General features: G+C 66.8%; 18 protein-coding genes. 1 reads left to right on the top strand and 17 read right to left on the bottom strand.

Features of this window, described 5'->3' with window-relative positions:
* Positions 1-2: 2 nt before the first annotated feature.
* The 12 genes from metK to pyrR all read right to left on the bottom strand — a co-directional run bounded on the left by metK (position 3) and on the right by pyrR (position 12625).
* A complete protein-coding gene (metK, locus tag LOC57_RS07750; RefSeq protein WP_227911471.1) occupies positions 3-1226 on the bottom strand; it encodes a methionine adenosyltransferase in 1224 nt (407 codons plus the stop codon).
* A gap of 54 nt (positions 1227-1280) precedes the next feature.
* Complete coding sequence (gene coaBC / locus LOC57_RS07745; protein ID WP_229959018.1) at positions 1281-2507, bottom strand: bifunctional phosphopantothenoylcysteine decarboxylase/phosphopantothenate--cysteine ligase CoaBC; 1227 nt, start codon at positions 2505-2507, stop codon at positions 1281-1283.
* Between the two features lie 30 nt (positions 2508-2537).
* Positions 2538-2801, bottom strand: a complete 264-nt coding sequence (rpoZ, locus tag LOC57_RS07740; protein WP_227911473.1) for a DNA-directed RNA polymerase subunit omega — start codon at positions 2799-2801, stop codon at positions 2538-2540.
* Between the two features lie 26 nt (positions 2802-2827).
* On the bottom strand, positions 2828-3397 hold the full coding sequence (gmk, locus tag LOC57_RS07735) for a guanylate kinase (RefSeq protein ID WP_227911474.1): 570 nt from the start codon (positions 3395-3397) through the stop codon (positions 2828-2830).
* A 53-nt stretch (positions 3398-3450) separates the two neighbouring features.
* Positions 3451-3768, bottom strand: a complete 318-nt coding sequence (mihF, locus tag LOC57_RS07730; RefSeq protein ID WP_227911475.1) for an integration host factor, actinobacterial type — start codon at positions 3766-3768, stop codon at positions 3451-3453.
* 116 nt (positions 3769-3884) lie between these two features.
* Complete coding sequence (gene pyrF, locus LOC57_RS07725; RefSeq protein ID WP_331460647.1) at positions 3885-4745, bottom strand: orotidine-5'-phosphate decarboxylase; 861 nt, start codon at positions 4743-4745, stop codon at positions 3885-3887.
* A complete protein-coding gene (gene carB, locus LOC57_RS07720; protein ID WP_227911477.1) occupies positions 4738-8034 on the bottom strand; it encodes a carbamoyl-phosphate synthase large subunit in 3297 nt (1098 codons plus the stop codon). The genes pyrF and carB overlap by 8 nt, the downstream gene beginning before the upstream one ends.
* Positions 8034-9170, bottom strand: coding sequence for a glutamine-hydrolyzing carbamoyl-phosphate synthase small subunit (gene carA / locus LOC57_RS07715; RefSeq protein ID WP_227911592.1), 1137 nt, complete (start codon positions 9168-9170; stop codon positions 8034-8036). Before carA ends, carB begins: the two co-directional genes overlap by 1 nt.
* 38 nt (positions 9171-9208) lie before the next feature.
* A complete protein-coding gene (locus LOC57_RS07710; RefSeq protein ID WP_229959016.1) occupies positions 9209-9724 on the bottom strand; it encodes a PH-like domain-containing protein in 516 nt (171 codons plus the stop codon).
* A complete protein-coding gene (locus tag LOC57_RS07705; protein ID WP_227911479.1) occupies positions 9724-11049 on the bottom strand; it encodes a dihydroorotase in 1326 nt (441 codons plus the stop codon). Before LOC57_RS07705 ends, LOC57_RS07710 begins: the two co-directional genes overlap by 1 nt.
* Positions 11046-12041: an aspartate carbamoyltransferase catalytic subunit gene (locus LOC57_RS07700; RefSeq protein WP_227911480.1), complete on the bottom strand. Its 996-nt coding sequence runs from the start codon at positions 12039-12041 to the stop codon at positions 11046-11048. The genes LOC57_RS07705 and LOC57_RS07700 overlap by 4 nt, the downstream gene beginning before the upstream one ends.
* Positions 12038-12625, bottom strand: a complete 588-nt coding sequence (pyrR, locus tag LOC57_RS07695; RefSeq protein ID WP_227926224.1) for a bifunctional pyr operon transcriptional regulator/uracil phosphoribosyltransferase PyrR — start codon at positions 12623-12625, stop codon at positions 12038-12040. The genes LOC57_RS07700 and pyrR overlap by 4 nt, the downstream gene beginning before the upstream one ends.
* 146 nt (positions 12626-12771) lie before the next feature.
* Here pyrR and LOC57_RS07690 point away from each other — a divergent pair, with 146 nt between their 5' ends.
* The gene (locus tag LOC57_RS07690) at positions 12772-13983 is read left to right on the top strand and encodes a PrsW family intramembrane metalloprotease (protein WP_227911482.1); all 1212 of its coding nucleotides are present in this window, start codon (positions 12772-12774) and stop codon (positions 13981-13983) included.
* An 86-nt stretch (positions 13984-14069) separates the two neighbouring features.
* On the opposite strand, the gene nusB is transcribed toward LOC57_RS07690, so the two are convergent.
* The 5 genes from nusB to aroC form a co-directional block, all read right to left on the bottom strand.
* Positions 14070-14480, bottom strand: a complete 411-nt coding sequence (gene nusB, locus LOC57_RS07685; RefSeq protein ID WP_227911483.1) for a transcription antitermination factor NusB — start codon at positions 14478-14480, stop codon at positions 14070-14072.
* Positions 14477-15040, bottom strand: coding sequence for an elongation factor P (gene efp / locus LOC57_RS07680; protein WP_227911484.1), 564 nt, complete (start codon positions 15038-15040; stop codon positions 14477-14479). Before efp ends, nusB begins: the two co-directional genes overlap by 4 nt.
* A gap of 65 nt (positions 15041-15105) precedes the next feature.
* Positions 15106-16227 (bottom strand): 3-dehydroquinate synthase, encoded by a 1122-nt coding sequence (aroB, locus tag LOC57_RS07675; RefSeq protein ID WP_227911485.1) that lies wholly within the window; start codon positions 16225-16227, stop codon positions 15106-15108.
* Entirely contained in the window at positions 16228-16794 is a 567-nt protein-coding gene (locus LOC57_RS07670) for a shikimate kinase (RefSeq protein WP_227911486.1), read from the bottom strand. It lies immediately after the preceding gene.
* Positions 16778-17992 (bottom strand): chorismate synthase, encoded by a 1215-nt coding sequence (aroC, locus tag LOC57_RS07665; protein ID WP_227911487.1) that lies wholly within the window; start codon positions 17990-17992, stop codon positions 16778-16780. The genes LOC57_RS07670 and aroC overlap by 17 nt, the downstream gene beginning before the upstream one ends.
* Positions 17993-18022: the final 30 nt, after the last annotated feature.

The following is an 18022-nucleotide window of genomic DNA, read 5'->3' as shown; positions in this document are numbered from 1 at the left end:
GGCTACACGTTGAAGTAGCTGCGGAGGTCCTCGACCTTGTCCTTGCGCTCCCAGGTGAACCCTTCATCCTCGCGGCCGAAGTGGCCGTGCGCGGCGGTTCGCTGGTAGATGGGGCGCTTCAGGTCCAGGCCGTTAATGATGCCCAGCGGGCGGAGGTCGAAGACCTCCTGGACGGCGTCGGCGATCCGGGCCGGGTCAACGGTTTCGGTCCCAAAGGTCTCCACGTAGATGCCTACGGGGCGGGCCATGCCGATGGCGTAGGCAATCTGGATTTCCGCACGCCGGGCCAGGCCGGCGGCGACCACGTTTTTGGCCACCCAGCGCATGGCGTAGGCCGCTGAACGGTCCACCTTGCTCGGGTCCTTGCCGCTGAAGGCGCCGCCGCCGTGGCGGGCGAATCCGCCGTAGGTGTCCACAATGATCTTGCGGCCGGTCAGGCCCGCGTCTCCCACGGGGCCGCCGATGACGAACGGGCCGCCCGGGTTGATGATGTGCTGCACGTTGGAGACGTCCAGGTCACTGCCGGCCAGCACGGGATTAATGACGTACGCCGCCATGTCGGCCCGCAGCTGCTCAAGGTCCAGGTCTGCGGCGTGCTGGGTGGATACCACCACGGAATCAACGGACACTGGGCGGTCGCCGTCGTAGCCAATGGTGACCTGGGTCTTGCCGTCCGGGCGGAGGTACGGGAGGGTGCCGTCCTTGCGGACGTTGGTCAGGCGCTCGGAGAGCCGGTGCGCCAGCCAGATGGGCGTGGGCATCAGCACCGAGGTTTCATCACTGGCGTAGCCGAACATAATGCCCTGGTCCCCCGCGCCTTGGGCGTCGTACGGGTCCACCACCTTGCCGGTGCGGTTTTCCAGGGAGTTGAACACGCCGGAGGCGATTTCCGGGGACTGCTGGCCAATGGAGACGGACACACCGCAGCGCGCACCGTCGAAGCCGTTGGCGGAAGAGTCGTAGCCGATGTCCAGGATGGTGTCGCGGACCAACTGCGGGATTTCGACGTAGCCCTCGGTGGTCACCTCACCGGCAACATGGACCAGGCCGGTGGTCACGAGGGTTTCAACAGCTACCCGGGACTCGGGGTCCACCTTGAGCAGTCCGTCGAGGATGGCGTCACTGATCTGGTCGCAGATTTTGTCCGGGTGGCCCTCAGTGACGGATTCCGAGGTAAAAAGGCGCAGGTTGGACTGCGTCTTGGGAGAGGCAGAAGTAGAAGTCACAGCATTTACTCTACCGGCCACCCCGGACACTCCCGGACCCGGCCGGCCGCGGGGTCAGGACCGGCGGGCAGCCAGTTCGCCGGCAATCCGTGCGATGATGCGCGCCGAGACCTTGGATTTGGTACCGGCGATGGTTCCGGCCGGCTCCAGGTCCGAGTCCTGCGGTGAGAGAATCGTCACCTCGGTTTCGTCCTGACCGAAGACCAGGGACCGGCCCACCCGGTTCAGCACCAGCAGGTCGCAGCCCTTCCGGGCCAGTTTCTTGCGGCCGTATTCCAGGACGTCGGCTGACGCGTCACCGGTCTCGGCGGCGAACCCGACAATAAGCCGCGGTGCGGCGGTGGCGGACGCATCCCGGTCCTGCACCAGTTCGCGCAGGATATCGGGGTTGCGGACCAGGGTAATCACAGGGTCGGGGACGTCGTCGCTCTTTTTGATTTTGGTTTCCACCGTCCGGTCCGGACGGAAGTCTGCCACGGCCGCGGCCATGATCAGCACGTCCGAACTGGCGGCAGCCTCGCGGACTGCCGCACGCATGTCCAGCGCGGTCTCCACGGAAACCAGTTCGACGCCGGCAGGGGCCGGGACGTCCATGTGGGCGGCGATGAGGCGCACCTTGGCGCCTGCGGCAAGGGCGGCCGAGGCCAGAGCGGTCCCCTGCTTGCCGGAGGAACGGTTGCCCAGGAAACGGACCGGGTCCAGGGGTTCGCGGGTGCCGCCGGCGGTGATGGTTACAGTGGTACCGGAAAGCGGGCCCGGCTCCACCGCGGCCAACGCGGCAGCGTAGATCGCTTCGGGCTCGGGCAGCCGCCCCGGACCCGAGTCCTTGCCGGTCAGGCGGCCGACGCCCGGTTCCAAGACCACGGCGCCGCGGCTGCGCAGGGTCGCCACGTTGGCCGCCGTGGCGGGATGGGCCCACATTTCGGTGTGCATGGCAGGTGCGAACACCACCGGGCCCCTGGCCATCAGCAGCGTATTTGTCAGCAGGTCATTGGCCTGCCCCGAGGCGGCGCGCGCCAGCAGGTCCGCCGTGGCGGGGGCCACCACAATCAGATCGGCTTCATGGCCCAGCCGAACGTGGTTGACCTTCTCCACCTCGTCAAAGACCGAAGAGGAAACGGTGTTGCCGGACAGTGCCTCCCAGGTGGCAACTCCGACAAACTGCTTGGAGGATTCAGTGGGCACAACGCTGACGTTGTGCCCGGCTTCGGTAAACAACCGCAGCAGCGACGCGGCTTTGTACGCGGCAATTCCGCCGCCAACGCCCAGAACTACGCGCACGCTGCTGCCTTCCCCCGTTGGTGGTGCTGTCTACTCGGCGGTTTCGCTCGGGCGCACCACAAGCATGCCGTCGTTGATCTCGCGCAGGGCGATGGACAGCGGCTTTTCGTTCAGCTTGGTTTCGACCAGCGGGCCAACATACTCGAACAGCCCCTCATGGAGCTGGGAGTAGTAGGCATTGATCTGGCGGGCGCGCTTGGCACCGTAGATGACCAGCGCGTACTTGGAATCGGCGGCTTCGAGCAGGTCGTCGATCGGCGGGTTGATGATGCCTTCAGACACAGGGTTCTCCAAAATTCTTGAACGGGATTCGAGGTTTGTCAGCGCTGGCGCGGACTGATTCCCATGAGTGATACGAGCTCAGCTGCAGCCCGCTGGACGTCATCATTAATGACGGTGTGATCGAACTCGGACTCGGCAGCAAGTTCCAGTTTAGCGGTTTCCAGCCGTTGCTGCTGCTCTTCGGGGGTTTCGGTACCCCGGCCCACCAGACGGCGTACCATTTCGTCCCAGCTGGGCGGGGCCAGGAACACGAAATTCGCCTCCGGCATGGACTTCTTGACCTGGCGTGCGCCCTGCAGGTCAATCTCCAGGAGAACGCTGCGGCCATCGGCCATGGCGGCCTCCACGGTGCGGCGCAGGGTGCCGTAGCGGTTGCGGCCGTGGACAACGGCCCACTCGAGCATCTGGTCCTGTTCAATCATGGCGTCGAACTCTTCAGCGCTGACGAAGAAGTAGTGCACGCCGTCTTCCTCGCCGGGCCGGGGTGCCCGGGTGGTGGCTGAGACGGAAAGCCAGACCTCGGGATAATTGTCCCGGATATAGGTGGACACAGTGCCCTTGCCAACTGCGGTTGGACCTGCAAGAACTGTCAGCCGCGGTTGCGACACGTAAACCTCATTCACTCGTGATAAATGCGCTGAAAGACTGCAGCGGTCGAAACCTAGTGGTTCTCCAGCAGCTCGATCAGCGCCTTGCGCTGATGCACGCCCAGCCCCCGGACACGGCGGGTGGGCGCTATACCTACCGTAGCCATTATTCCAGCTGCGCGGCGCTCCCCTACACCGGGCAGGGCGCGGAGCAGGTCCATGACCTTCAGCCGGCCTACGGCCTCCTCCCCCGAACGGGAGAGGATCACTTCTTCAATACTGAGGTCACCGGACTTGATGCGTGACTTGACCTCGGCCCGTACGGCCCGGGCGGCAGTGGCTTTTTCCCGGGCCCGGGTACGCTCGGCTTCGGTCAGGGGCTTGAGGTTCAAAAGGGACTCCCGGACGACGACGTACCGCTGTCAGCGGCTCTGCTGGTAGGACCGAACCTATCCGCAATCGAAGCCCAATTGCAATGGAGCGGGCTTTCGGCGCAGACGGCGCGCAGTTACGGTTCAGCTGCCAGCTCCGCGCCGGCCCGTACCGCCGCTGCCTGCAGCAACCGCGGATCCGGTCCGGCCTGCAGGATGCCGCGGCTGGAGGTGGCCAGGACATTGGGATACGCCGCTCCGAAGGTTTTGCGCAGGTCTGCGGCCGTGGCGCCTTGGGCACCCAGGCCCGGCGCCAGCAGGGGCGCACGGGATGCGGCCAGGTCAATGTCCAGCCCGTCCAGCACCCCGGCCCCCACCGTCGCGCCGACCACCAGGCCCACCGGGCCCAGCCCATCCGGGGTCCGGGCGTTTTCCGCGGCGGCGGCATCAACCACGCGTGCAGCCACCGAGCGTTCCCCGTGAGCGTTGCCGGCGTGCTGCACCGAGGCACCTTCCGGGTTGGACGTCAGTGCCAGCACAAACACACCGCGTCCGCTGCCTGCTGCGAGATCCAGGGCCGGGCGCAGCGATTCGAAGCCGAGATACGGGCTGAGCGTCACGGCGTCGGCGGCCAGGACGGAGCCGTCCCGCAGCCAGGCATCGGCATAGGCAGCCATGGTGGAGCCAATGTCGCCGCGCTTGGCATCGGCAATGCTGAGCATCCCCGCGTCGGCGCACGCCGCCAGCAAGCGCTCCAGGACCGCCAGGCCCGCCGAGCCGTGGCGTTCGAACAGGGCCACCTGCGGTTTGAGTGCGGCGGCGTGCCCGGCCACCGCCTCCAGGACGGTCAGCGAGAAACGCTCCAGCCCGGCGGCGTCGTCGTTAAGTCCCCAGTCCGCCAAGAGGCCCGGATGTGGATCAACGCCCACGCACAGCTGCCCGCGGCGGTCCATGGCCGCGCGCAGCCGTGCGCCGAACTGACGGCGTGCCTCAGGCACCTGCGGCGGCCTTCAGGCGCGCGGCATGCTCCTGCAGCGAGGTGACATCCCATTCATAGGAGCGCATCGCCTCAATGGCCTGCACCGCGGCGCCGAACTCGGACACCGTGGTGACCACCGGGCAGCCGATGGAGGTGGCAGCGGCACGGATCTCGTAACCGTCGCCGCGGGCCTGGCCGCCGGAGGGAGTGTTCACCACCAGGTTGATCTCACCTGCGGTGATGAGGTCGACGACGGTGCCTTCCCCGTTGGGGCCGGTCCCCTCGGCAACCTTCCGCACCACGGTGGCGGTGATGCCGTTGCGGCGCAGTACATCGGCGGTGCCGCCGGTGGAGAGGATTTCGAAGCCGAGGTCGCTCATCAGCTTCACCGGCATGATGATTGAGCGCTTGTCCCGGTTGGCCACGGATACAAACACCTTGCCGGCGGTGGGCAGGGCGCTGTTGGCTGCGGCCTGGGACTTGGCGAAGGCCGTGTCGAAGTATTTGTCGATGCCCATGACCTCGCCGGTGGACCGCATTTCCGGGCCGAGCAGGGAATCCACCACAGTGCCCTCGGGCGTGCGGAACCGGCTGAAGGGCAGCACTGCTTCCTTCACGGCCACCGGGGCGTCCAGCGGCAGGGTGGAGCCGTCGCCGTCGGCGGTCAGCTTTCCGGCGGCCCGCAGTTCAGCGATGGTGACGCCGGTGCCGATCAGGGCGGCGGCCTTGGCCAGCTGCACTCCGGTGGCCTTGGAGACGAACGGGACCGTGCGGGAGGCCCGCGGGTTGGCTTCGATGACGTACAGGACGTCGGAAGCCAGCGCGAACTGGATGTTGATCAGGCCGCGCACGCCCACGCCGGCGGCGATGGCCCGGGTGGCTTCGCGGACCCGGGCGATGACGTCGGTGCCCAGGGTGATGGGCGGCAGCACGCAGGCGGAGTCGCCGGAATGGATGCCGGCTTCCTCGATGTGCTCCATGATCCCGCCCACGTACAGGTCGGTGCCGTCGAAGAGGGCGTCCACGTCGATCTCGATCGCGTCCTCGAGGAACCGGTCCACCAGCACCGGGTGGTCCGGCGTGATTTCGGTGGCGTTGGTGATGTAGCGGGACAGGTTTTCCTCGTCGTACACGATTTCCATGCCCCGGCCGCCCAGCACATAGGAAGGCCGGACCAGCACCGGGTAACCGATTTCGTCCGCAACCTTCTTCGCGTCCTCAAAGGAGACGGCGGTACCGTTCTTCGGTGCGGTCAGTCCGCCCTGGTCCAGGACCCGTTGGAAGGCACCGCGGTGTTCCGCCAGGTCGATTGCCTCGGGCGAGGTGCCCAGGATGGGGACACCGGCGTCGGCCAGCGCCTGCGCCAGCTTCAGCGGGGTCTGCCCGCCAAGCTGGACGAACACGCCCAGTACGCCGCCGGTGCGCTGCTCGGCAGCGATCACCTCCAGGACGTCTTCCAGGGTGAGCGGCTCGAAGTAGAGCCGGTCGGAGATGTCGTAGTCGGTGGAGACGGTTTCGGGATTGCAGTTGATCATGACCGTCTCGTGGCCGGCTTCGCGCAGCGCCATGGTCGCGTGCACGCAGGAGTAGTCGAACTCGATGCCCTGACCGATCCGGTTGGGCCCGGAGCCCAGGATAATGATGGACGGCTTGGCGTGTTCGGCCACCTCGTCCTCCTCGTCGTAGGAGGAGTAGTGGTACGGGGTGTAGGCGGCGAACTCGGCGGCGCAGGTGTCCACGGTCTTGTAGACCGGACGCACGTTCAGGGCATGCCGGACGCCGCGGACAACGGCCTCCGGGGTGTTGGTCAGCGTTCCGATCTGCTCATCGGAGAAGCCGTGCCGTTTGGCCAGGCGCAGGATGTCCTCGTTGACCGACGGCGTGGCGCGGATCTGCTCGGCCGTCTCGTTGATCAGGGCCAGCTGGTCCAGGTACCAGGGATCAATGCCGGTGGCTTCGAAGAGCTCTTCAATGGAAGCGCCGCCCAGCAGGGCCTGCTGGACCTGCTGCAGCCGTGCGGTGGTGGGCCGCTTGGCTGCTTCGACCAGGGCCGGGACGTCGGCGGCGTCCACCGGATCGAAGGACAGCGTGGCGCCCTTCTGCTCCAGGGAACGCAGCGCCTTCTGCAGGGCTTCGGTGAAGTTGCGGCCAATGGCCATGGCCTCGCCCACCGACTTCATGGTGGTGGTCAGGGTGGGATCGGCGGCCGGGAACTTCTCGAACGCGAACCGCGGAACCTTCACGACCACGTAGTCCAGGGTGGGTTCGAACGACGCCGGGGTCTTCTTCGTGATGTCGTTCGGGATCTCGTCCAGGGTGTAGCCCAGGGACAGCTTGGTGGCGATCTTGGCGATGGCGAAGCCGGTCGCCTTGGACGCCAGTGCCGAGGAACGCGACACGCGCGGGTTCATTTCAATGACGACCACCCGGCCGGTGTCCGGTTCGATGGCGAACTGGATGTTGCAGCCGCCGGTGTCCACCCCCACCTCGCGGATGACGGCGATCGCGATGTTGCGCAGCTTCTGGTACTCGCGGTCCGTCAGGGTCATGGCCGGGGCCACGGTAATGGAGTCGCCGGTGTGCACGCCCACGGGATCGAAGTTCTCGATGGAACAGACGACCACCACGTTGTCGTTCTTGTCGCGCATCATTTCCAGCTCGTATTCCTTCCAGCCGAGGATGCTCTCTTCGAGCAATACCTCGGAGGTCGGGCTGTACTGGATGCCGGCGCCGGCGATGCGGCGCAGGTCCTCCGCGTTGTAGGCCAGGCCGGAACCCAGCCCGCCCATGGTGAAGGAGGGCCGGACCACCATCGGGTAGCCCAGCTTTTCGGCTGCGGCGAAGGCCTCATCCATGCTGTGCACAATGATGGAATCAGCTGATTCGGCGCCGCAGCGTTCGACGACGCCCTTGAACTTTTCGCGGTCCTCGCCCAGTTCGATGGCGGCGATGTTGGCGCCGATGAGTTCCACGTTGTATTTCTCCAGCACGCCGTTCTTATCCAGCGCGATGGCGGTGTTCAGGGCGGTCTGCCCGCCCAGGGTGGGCAGGATCGCGTCGGGGCGTTCCTTGGCGATGATCTTTTCGACCACCTCGGGGGTGATCGGCTCGACGTAGGTGGCGTCGGCGAACTCCGGGTCCGTCATGATGGTGGCCGGGTTGGAGTTCACGAGGATGACCCGCAGGCCTTCCTCCTTCAGGACGCGCAATGCCTGCGTGCCGGAGTAGTCGAATTCCGCGGCCTGGCCGATGACGATCGGGCCGGAGCCGATGACCAGGACGGATTTAAGGTCGGTTCTGCGGGGCATTAGATGCTCTCCTTGTTCTTACTGGAGGCCATGAGCTCCACGAAACGGTCAAAAAGGTAAGCGGAGTCGTGCGGGCCGGCGGCGGCTTCGGGGTGGTACTGGACGGAGAAAGCGGGGATGTCCAGGCAGGCGAGGCCTTCGACCACGTTGTCATTCAGGGACACGTGGCTGACCTCCACCCGGCCGTAGCGGGACTCCGGTGCAGTGACGGGCCCGTCCAGCGGGGCGTCGACGGCGAAGCCGTGGTTCTGGCTGGTGATTTCCACCTTGCCGGTGCGCCGGTCCAGCACCGGCTGGTTGATGCCGCGGTGGCCGTAGCGCAGCTTGTAGGTGCCGAAGCCCAGTGCGCGGCCAAGGATCTGGTTGCCGAAGCAGATGCCAAAGAACGGGGTGCCGGAATCGAGCACCTCGCGCAGCAGGTCCACCTGGGCGTCGGCGGTGGCCGGGTCGCCGGGGCCGTTGGACATGAACACGCCGTCGGCCTTCAGCGCCGAGATGTCTTCAAAGGTGGAAGCGGCGGGCAGTACGTAGGTCCGAACGCCGCGCTCGGCCAGGCGGACCGGGGTCATCGACTTGATGCCCAGGTCGACGGCGGCCACCGTGGCAATGGGTTCGCCCGTCCAGCCGTGGTCCGCCGGGTCGATCAGGTAGGTTTCATCCACGCTGACTTCTTCGGCCAGACGCGCGCCTTCCATGCCCTGCTGGGCACGGACCTCGGCGAGCAGTTCGGCATCCGGACGGCCGGCGTCGTCCCCGGAAAAGATCCCGGCCTTCATGGCGCCGCGTTCGCGCAGGTGCCGGGTCACGGCGCGGGTGTCCACACCGGAGATTCCCACTACGCCCTGCTCCGCGAGCTGCTCGTGGAGAGTGGATTCGGAGCGCCAGCTGGAGGGGCGGCGGGCGGCGTCGCGCACAATGTAGCCGGCCACCCAGATGCGGCGGGACTCGGCGTCGTCGGCGTTGACCCCGGTGTTGCCGATATGCGGGGCCGTCTGGACCACCAGCTGCCGGGCGTAGGAGGGATCGGTGATGGTTTCCTGGTAGCCGGTCATGCCGGTGGCGAAAACCGCTTCACCCAGGGCAGTGCCCTGTGCGCCGTAGGCCCGTCCGCGGAAGGTGCGCCCGTCCTCGAGCATCAGGACGGCGGGGGTGGGATTGATGATCTCGTGGACTGTCACAGTTGTTCCTCGCTTGGGGCGGCCGATTCCGGCAGAAGTTTCGTTATGGCGTTTACCAGGGGGGTCTTGTCGCTGCCCGCGCGGGTCCGGAAGCCGGTGTCCACGCGCTTGGGGCCGAGCTGCCAGGTCACGGTGACCAGGCCGTCCTTTTCGACGAATTTGCCGGCCATCCCGCGCTCCAACCGGACCGCGCGCAGGTCGGACTTGGGGATCCACAGATCCTCGGCCCCGGACCGGGCAAACAGCAGGCCTTCGGGGAAGACGGCGGCGGTGGCGTTGGACTTGATGCCCAGTCCGTACTGCGCCACCCGGTCCAGCCAGTCGCCGGCGGTGGTGGTGACCACGTACTGGCCCAGCGCCTGGAAACCCGGTTCCGACAGGTCCTCCGGCATCGGCAGGGGGCGGGGCATGTCCTGCTGGCGTCGTCGGCGGCCGCGCCAGCCCAGGGCAAAGAGGCCCAGGACCACGACAATGAGGGCGGCCAGGCCCAGGAAGAAGTACAGCAGTTCCATCAAGATTCCTTTGCGGCAGCGGGGTGGGGCGTGTTCAGCCTGCCGGCCAGGACCGTGGGGTGGCCGGCGTAGAAAACCGCCTCGACCACGCCGGGCAGTTCCAGTCCGGCAAACGGACTGTTGCGTCCCTTGCTTGCCATCTTATGAGGGTCAACGGTCCGGCGCGCAGTTGGGTTCACCAATATGACATGGGCCGGTTCACCGGCGGCGAGGGGACGGCCCTGCGTGGAGACATTCCCGATCCGGGCAGGTGTGGAGGACGTGACGCGGGCAAAGCCGGCCCAGTCCATCAACCCGGTGTCGATCATGGTGTGCTGCACTACGGACAGCGCGGTTTCCAGGCCGGTCATGCCCATGGCCGCCTGCTCCCATTCGCATTCCTTGTGCTCACTGGGATGCGGGGCATGGTCGGTGCCCACAATGTCGATGGTGCCGTCAGCCAGTCCGCGGCGGACTGCCTGCACGTCCGCGGCAGTGCGCAGCGGCGGGTTGACCTTGTAGACCGGATCGTAGCTGCGCACCAGCTCATCGGTCAGCAGCAGGTGGTGCGGGGTGACCTCTGCAGTGACGCTGATGCCCTGCGCCTTGGCCCAGCGGATGATTTCCACGGATCCGGCGGTGGACAGGTGGCAGACATGCAGCCGGGACCCGGTGTGTTTCGCCAGCAGGACATCGCGGGCAATGATGGCTTCCTCGGCGACGGCCGGCCAGCCGGCCAGGCCCAGGACGGCACTCACCTCGCCCTCGTTCATCTGGGCGCTTTCGGTGAGCCGGGGTTCCTGCGCGTGCTGCGCCACCACTCCGTCAAAGGCCTTGACGTATTCCAGCGCCCGGCGCATCAGCACCGGATCCGAGACGCATTTGCCGTCGTCGGAAAACACCCGCACCCGGGCACGGGAATCGGCCATGGCACCCAGCTCGGCCAGCCGTTCCCCGGCCAGGCCCACGGTTACGGCTCCTACCGGGCGCACGTCCACCCAGCCGGCGCGTTCGCCCAGGCTCAGGACCTGTTCCACCACACCGGCGGTGTCCGCGACAGGCATGCTGTTGGCCATGGCGTGCACGGCGGTGAATCCGCCCAGGGCCGCGGCGCGGCTGCCCGTTTCCACGGTCTCGGCGTCTTCGCGGCCGGGCTCGCGCAGGTGGGTATGCAGGTCCACCATGCCCGGCAGGGCGATCAGGCCGTGTGCCTCGAGAACCTCGGCGCCGTCGGCGTCCAGGCCGGGGCCGACGGCGGTGATGGTGCCGTTTTCGATGCAGATATCCGCCTGCTCCGTGCCGAGCACCGAGGCGCCGCGGATCAGGTAGGTGCCGGTGGTGCTCATAGCGAATGCTCCTGTGCTGTGCGTGCGTGGCTGCCCTCACCGGAGAGCAGCAGGTAAAGGGCGGCCATCCGTACGGATACGCCGTTACTGACCTGGTCCAGGACGGTGGAGCGCGGCGAGTCCGCTGCCCGGGCGGAGATTTCCAGCCCGCGGTTCATGGGGCCGGGGTGCATGATGATGGTGTCCGTCAGGCCGAGAGCGTCCAGCCGGTCCAGCCGGACGTCGTCCAGGCCCCAGCGGCGGGAGTATTCGCGGACGGATGGGAAGAACGCCGAGTCCATCCGCTCGCCCTGTACGCGCAGCATCATCACCGCGTCGGGCCGGCTTTCCAGCGCCTCGTCCAGGTCGTAACTGACCGTGCACGGCCAGGCGCCGACGCCGAAGGGCAGCAGGGTGGGAGGTGCCACCAGGGTGACTTCCGCGCCCAGGGTGCGCAGCAGCCAGAGGTCCGACCGCGCCACCCGGGAATGCAGCACGTCTCCGGCGATGAGCACCTTCATGCCGGCCAGGTCGGTACCGGCGGACGGGGTTCCGTGCAGCCGCGCCCAGTGCCGGCGCATGGTGAAGGCATCGAGCAGGGCCTGGGTGGGATGTTCGTGCGTGCCGTCTCCAGCGTTCAGGACGGCGGCGTCGATCCAGCCGGAGTTGGCCAGCCTGGCCGGCGCCCCGGAGGAACCGTGGCGGATCACCACGGCGTCGGCGCCAATGGCCGCCAGTGTCTGGGCAGTGTCCTTCAGCGATTCCCCCTTGGACACCGAGGAGCCCTTAGCGGAGAAATTGATGACGTCGGCGGAGAGCCGCTTGGCGGCTGCTTCGAAGGAAATCCGGGTGCGGGTGGAATCTTCGAAGAAAAGGTTCACCACGGTGCGGCCGCGCAGGGCGGGAAGCTTTTTGACTTCCCGCTCCCCCACTGCCGCCATCTGCTCCGCCGTGTCCAGGATTGCCAGGGCATCATCCCGGCTGAGGTCCAGTGTGGAGAGCAGATGCCTCATGCAGTGCCCTCGATAACCACTTCGTCGACGGCGGGAGCGCCGGATTCCGCAGTATCCGACTCGGTCAGCCGGACACGGACCTGCTCCCGCGACGAGGTGGGCAGGTTCTTGCCCACATGGTCCGCGCGGATGGGCAGTTCCCGGTGCCCGCGGTCAACGAGCACGGCCAGCCGGACAATCCGGGGCCTGCCGAGGTCCACCAAGGCGTCAAGGGCGGAGCGGATGGTGCGGCCCGAATAGAGCACGTCGTCCACCAGGACAACCACCTTGTCGTCGATGCCGCTGGCCGGTTCGCGGGTGGCATACGGCGGCCGGGTGGGGCGGCGGGAAAGATCGTCCCGGAACATGGTGACGTCCAGCTGGCCGGTAATGGCCGCCGGGTCCACTCCCGGGGATGCTGCGGCAATCTTTGCTGCCAGGCGCTGGGCCAGCGGGTATCCGCGGCGGGGAATGCCCATCAGGACAAGGTCTTCAGGGCCCTTGTTGGCCTCGAGGATTTCGTGGGCAATGCGCGTCAGCGCGCGGTCTATGTCAGCTGAAGACAGAACGGTACGGCTGGGTACCGGGACAGTATGATTGTCCATTTCCGCTTCCTCCTTCCCCGCCTCACAGGACGGAACTTAAAGGTTGAATGCGCACCCAAGCTACCACAGGGCGCGCCGCACCCCCCGATCCGGAACCGGAACGTCAGTTGTGTGACTATTCTGTCTCCTATGAGCAGGCCCGACGCATGAGCGCACCCGGTTTCCAACCCGCCCCACAGCAGTACCCCGGGCCTCCCGGGTACGCCCCTGCCTACGGCCCGGCCCCGGTGCAGCCCTTCTGGGTACCTCCGGCACCCCGCCGCGACAAGGGCCTGGCGGCCACCATTGTGCTGACGGTCCTGTCCGCGGCGGCGCTGGCGTGGGTCGGCATGGGGCTGATCGACCGTTTCGGTTCTCCGGCCTTTGTGATCTGCGGCATCCTGGCGCTGATACCGCTGGGCATTTGCTTCCTCGGCATCTGGTGGGTGGACCGCTGGGAACCGGAACCGCGCAGCGCCCTGCTGTTTTCCTTCCTCTGGGGCGCCGGCGTATCGGTGGTGATCGCCCTGCTGCTCGGCCCGTATTTCACTCTCGCCCTGCTGGACATCCTGCCCTACACCTCTGCCGAAATCCTCGGACTTGTTCTCGAGGCACCGGTGGTTGAGGAAACAGCCAAGGGTCTGGGCATCCTGATCCTGCTGCTGGCCCGCCGCCGGATTTTCGACGGCCCCGTGGACGGGATCGTCTTCGCAGCGTCTGTGGCTGCGGGTTTCGCCTTTACGGAGAACATCCTCTATTTCGGTACGGCCATGGTCGGTTCCGACTGGGGCGCCGCGGACTTGGGCTTCACCTTTGTGCTGCGCGGACTGCTCTCCCCCTTCGCGCACGTGCTCTTCACTGCCTGCACCGGTCTGGCCCTCGGCCTTGCCGCGAGCCGGGCCGGCCGCGGCTGGATTCTGCCGGCCTTCATCCTCGGCCTGATTCCGGCGATCCTGGGCCACATGCTGTGGAACGGCGGCCCGACGTTCTTCTTCGAGGACAACTTCTTTGTGTTCTACTTCCTGCTGCAGGTCCCGCTGTTTGCCCTGGCGGTCACCGGCGTGTGGATGCTGCGCCGCAAGGAGCAGCGGCTCACGCTGCGGCGCCTGGACGAATATGCCATGGCCGGGTGGTTCACACCGGCAGAAGTGCGCATGCTCGCCACCGGCAACGGGCGCCGTCAGGCCATGAGCTGGGCCAGGCTCAACGGCTCAGCGGGCACCATGAAGGAGTTCATCCGCCGCTCCACCCGGCTGGCCCTGACCCGGCAGCAGATTGCCGTAGGCCGCGACGTCGCAGCCAACCAGGAGTACGAGGCCACCCTGCTGGCCGAAGTGACCGGCATCCGTGCCGCCATGCTGGCGGGCGCGCGGGTCTAGGAAAACAGGCGTAAGGCATACAAAAGGACCGGCCCCCGCGGGGGCCGGTCCTTTTACGTACTGCCTGTGTCCGGCTTGCCTGCCCCCTAGGCCAGGAGCGAAGGCTTCAATTCCTGCAGCCGGCCCAGCAGGCCGTTGATGAAGGCCGGGGACTCGTCCGTGGAGAGCGTTTTCGCCAGTTCCACGGCTTCGCTGATGGCGACCTTGTCCGGAATCTCGTCGTTGTAGAGAAGTTCCCAGGCGCCCAGGCGGAGGATGATGCGGTCCACCGAAGGCATGCGTTCAAGCGTCCAGCCCTGCGAATACGTGCTCAGGAACTCGTCAATCTGTTCCTGCATCGCAACCACGCCTTCCACCAAATCCATGGTGTAGGGGTTGATCGTCTGGTCGGTCTGTTCGCGGCGGGCCCTGATGGCATCAAAGGCTGAAACCGAACGCTGTTCGGCTTCGAAGAGGACCTCCAGTGCGCGGGTCCGTGCTTTACTGCGTGCGCTCACTCGTTAACGCGTCCCAGGTAGTCGCCGGTGCGGGTGTCGACCTTGACCTTGGTGCCCTGCTCCAGGAACAGGGGAACCTGGATCTCGTAGCCGGTCTCGATGGTGGCCGGCTTGGTGCCGCCGGTGGAGCGGTCGCCCTGCAGGCCCGGCTCGGTGTACGTGATCTCCATGGTGACCGACGGCGGCAGTTCGATGTACAGCGGCGAACCTTCGTGGATGGCGATGGTGACCATCATGGACTCCATCATGAAGTTGGCGTTGTCGCCGACAATCTTGCCCGGAACCGTGAGCTGGTCGAAGTCGGAGGTGTCCATGAAGACGTAGTCTTCGCCGTCCTGGTACAGGTACTGGTAGTCGCGGCGGTCCACCGTGGCGGTCTCGACCTTGATGCCGGCGTTGAACGTCTTGTCCACTACCTTGCCCGAAGTCACGTTGCGCATCTTGGTACGGACGAACGCACCACCCTTGCCCGGCTTCACGTGCTGGAACTCGATGATGCTCCAGAGGTTGCCTTCAAGCTTCAGCACGGTGCCGTTCTTGATGTCGTTGGTCGTCGCCACAGTTTCTCTTCCGTTGTCCGTCTATATATTCAAGTCCGACGACTATTCTACCCGCTTCCGGGGAGCTACAGGCTGAGCCGGATCCCGCCCTGCGGCTCGGAAGCAATTTCCTGGTAGGCGGCGAACAGCAGCGAGGTGTCCGGCACCTCGAGCATGGAGGGTTTCGCCAGACCGTCCAGCACCACAAAACGCAGCAGGTCGCCGCGGGATTTCTTGTCCCGGCGCATGCCGTCCAGCAGGGCGGACCAACGGTCCTTCCGGTAGCTGACAGGCAGTCCCAGCGAGGACAGGATCTCCTTGTGCCGGTCCGCCGTGGCGTCATCCAGGCGCCCCACCATGCGGCCCAGTTCGGCGGCGAACACCAGGCCCACCGACACCGCCGCGCCGTGGCGCCACTGGTAGCGTTCGGCCAGTTCGATCGAGTGTCCCAGGGTGTGCCCGTAGTTCAGGAATTCCCGGCGGCCGGCTTCGCGCAGGTCGGCGGAAACAATCTCGGCCTTCACACGGATGGATCGTTCCACGAGTTCGCGCACGACGTCGGAACCGCCGTCGCCCACTGCCTCCGGGTTGGCTTCCACCAGGTCCAGGATGGCGGGATCGGCAATAAAACCGCACTTGATGACCTCGGCCATGCCGCTGAGCAGTTCGTTCTTCGGCAGGGTGCCCAGGGCATCCAGGTCGGCCAGGACTCCAGCGGGCGGATGGAACGCACCCACAAGGTTCTTGCCTTCGGCCGTGTTGATGCCCGTTTTGCCGCCTACGGCGGCGTCCACCATGCCCAGCAGGGAAGTGGGGATGTGCACCACCTTGATGCCGCGCAGCCAAGTGGCAGCCACAAAACCGGCAACGTCGGTCACGGCGCCGCCGCCCACGGCAACAATGGCGTCGGACCGGGTGAAGTCGTTCTGGCCCAGGACCTGCCAGCAGAACGCGGCCACCTGGATGTGCTTGCCTTCTTCGGCGTCGGGGATTTCAGCGGTCACGGCCGTGAGGCCGGTTGCTGCCAGTTCGTCCCGCACGGTGTCCCCCGTGGTGCGCAGTGCCCTGGGGTGGATCACCAGGACACGGCGCACGCGTTCTCCGAGCATGTCCGGAAGACGCCCCAGCAGGCCGTTGCCTACGACGACGTCGTAGTTGTCTGAGGGGGCGGAGCCGGTCACCGGAATGATCGTCGGTTCGGAGGGCATCTAGTCTTCTCCTTTAGTGAGGACGGAAGTCAGCCGGTCGATGATGGCCGGAACTGTGAGGCCCCTGGTGTCAATGGTGATGTCGGCCAGGGATTCGTAGACGGGACGGCGGACCTTGGCCAGCTCCTGCCAGCGCCGGACGGGGTCCGGGGAAAGGAGCGGCCGGTGGCCTGCCCGGGTGATCCGGGGAAGCACGGTGGCCAGGTCCGTATCCAAAAACACTACCGTGACGTTGGCCAGGAGCTGTTGCGTGCCTGAATCCAGGACGGCACCGCCGCCCAGCGAAATGACGGCAGGCTCCGGCGATTCCAGCGCGGCGGCCACGGTCCGGGCCTCGACCTCACGGAAATAGCACTCCCCCCGGGAACTGAACAGGTCTGCAATGGGACCGTGGCGTTCCACCACGGCCTCGTCCGTATCCACGAAGGGCAGTCCGGCACGGGCAGCGTAGCCGCGGCCCACCACCGACTTGCCCGCGGCCATAAAGCCCATCAGGACCACATGGCGTCCGGTGCGGCGGGTCTGTCCGCTGCGGGCGCTGCCGCGGCGGTCAGTACTGCGGGACATCGGTGCCGGCGGATTCCAGGGACTCGGGGATGGCCGCCAGGTACGCGCGCAGGTTCCGGGCGGTCTCCGGCACGGAATCGCCGCCGAACTTCTCGATCACGGCTTCGGCCAGGACGAGGGCCACCATGGCTTCCGCCACTACGCCGGCGGCGGGAACGGCGCACACGTCGGAGCGCTGGTGGTGTGCACGGGCCGGTTCGGAGGTGCGTACGTCCACGGTCCGCAGGGCGCGCGGCACGGTGGCTATCGGTTTCATGGCCGCGCGGACGCGCAGCAGTTCACCGATGCTCATGCCGCCTTCGATGCCGCCGGCCCGGTTCCCGGACCGGACCACGCGGCCGGAGGCGTCCTGCAGGATTTCGTCGTGTGCAGCGGACCCGCGGCGCGTGGCGGTGAGGAACCCGTCACCCACTTCCACGCCCTTGATTGCCTGGATACCCATCAGGGCACCGGCAATCCGGGCATCAAGCCGCCGGTCCCAGTGCACATAGCTGCCCAGCCCCGGCGGCAGGCCGTAGGCCAGCACCTCCACCACGCCTCCGAGGGTTTCGCCCTCTTTGTGCGCGGCGTCCACTTCGGCAACCATGGCCGCGGAGACGCCGGCGTCGAAGCAGCGCATGGGATCGGCGTCAAGGGCGTCAACGTCGGAGGGCAGCGGGAGCGCTGCGTCCTGCGGCGCCATGACGCCGGCGATGCCCACGGTGTGGCTGACCAGGCGGATGCCCAGCTGGGACAGGAACGCAGCGGCTACGGCGCCGAGGGCCACCCTGGTGGCTGTTTCGCGGGCACTGGCGCGTTCCAGGACGGGACGGGCCTCGTCAAAGCCGTACTTCTGCATTCCGGTGAAGTCGGCGTGCCCGGGGCGGGGACGGGTCAGGGGCGCGTTGCGGGCGGAATCGGCCAGTACGGAGGGGTCCACCGGGTCAGCGGACATCACCTGTTCCCACTTGGGCCATTCGGTGTTGCCGATCTCGATGGCCACCGGGCCGCCCTGGGTTCTTCCGTGCCGGACGCCCCCGAGGATGCGGACGGCGTCCTGTTCGAACTTCATCCGGGCACCGCGGCCGTAGCCAAGCCGGCGGCGGGCCAGCGCGGACTGGATCCCGGCGCTGTCCACTTCCACTCCGGCGGGGACACCTTCGACAATTCCAACCAATGCAGGCCCGTGGGACTCACCGGCGGTCAACCAACGCAACATGCTTTCAATACTGCCATGTCCCGCCGGGCC

Source organism: Arthrobacter sp. zg-Y750 (assembly GCF_020907365.1).
Classification (GTDB): Bacteria; Actinomycetota; Actinomycetes; order Actinomycetales; family Micrococcaceae; genus Arthrobacter_B.
This window is presented reverse-complemented; position numbering and strand designations above follow the sequence as displayed.

Bases quoted from the DNA above. Each gene is read 5' to 3' on its own strand.
- LOC57_RS07705 (WP_227911479.1), bottom strand. From the start codon at position 11,049: ATGAGCACCACCGGCACCTACCTGATCCGCGGCGCCTCGGTGCTCGGC.
- carB (WP_227911477.1), bottom strand. From the start codon at position 8,034: ATGCCCCGCAGAACCGACCTTAAATCCGTCCTGGTCATCGGCTCCGGC.
- LOC57_RS07700 (WP_227911480.1), bottom strand. From the start codon at position 12,041: ATGAGGCATCTGCTCTCCACACTGGACCTCAGCCGGGATGATGCCCTG.
- LOC57_RS07670 (WP_227911486.1), bottom strand. From the start codon at position 16,794: ATGTCCCGCAGTACTGACCGCCGCGGCAGCGCCCGCAGCGGACAGACC.
- aroC (WP_227911487.1), bottom strand. From the start codon at position 17,992: ATGTTGCGTTGGTTGACCGCCGGTGAGTCCCACGGGCCTGCATTGGTT.
- LOC57_RS07710 (WP_229959016.1), bottom strand. From the start codon at position 9,724: ATGGAACTGCTGTACTTCTTCCTGGGCCTGGCCGCCCTCATTGTCGTG.
- aroB (WP_227911485.1), bottom strand. From the start codon at position 16,227: ATGCCCTCCGAACCGACGATCATTCCGGTGACCGGCTCCGCCCCCTCA.
- pyrR (WP_227926224.1), bottom strand. From the start codon at position 12,625: ATGGACAATCATACTGTCCCGGTACCCAGCCGTACCGTTCTGTCTTCA.
- LOC57_RS07690 (WP_227911482.1), top strand. From the start codon at position 12,772: ATGAGCGCACCCGGTTTCCAACCCGCCCCACAGCAGTACCCCGGGCCT.
- carA (WP_227911592.1), bottom strand. From the start codon at position 9,170: ATGCTCGAGGACGGGCGCACCTTCCGCGGACGGGCCTACGGCGCACAG.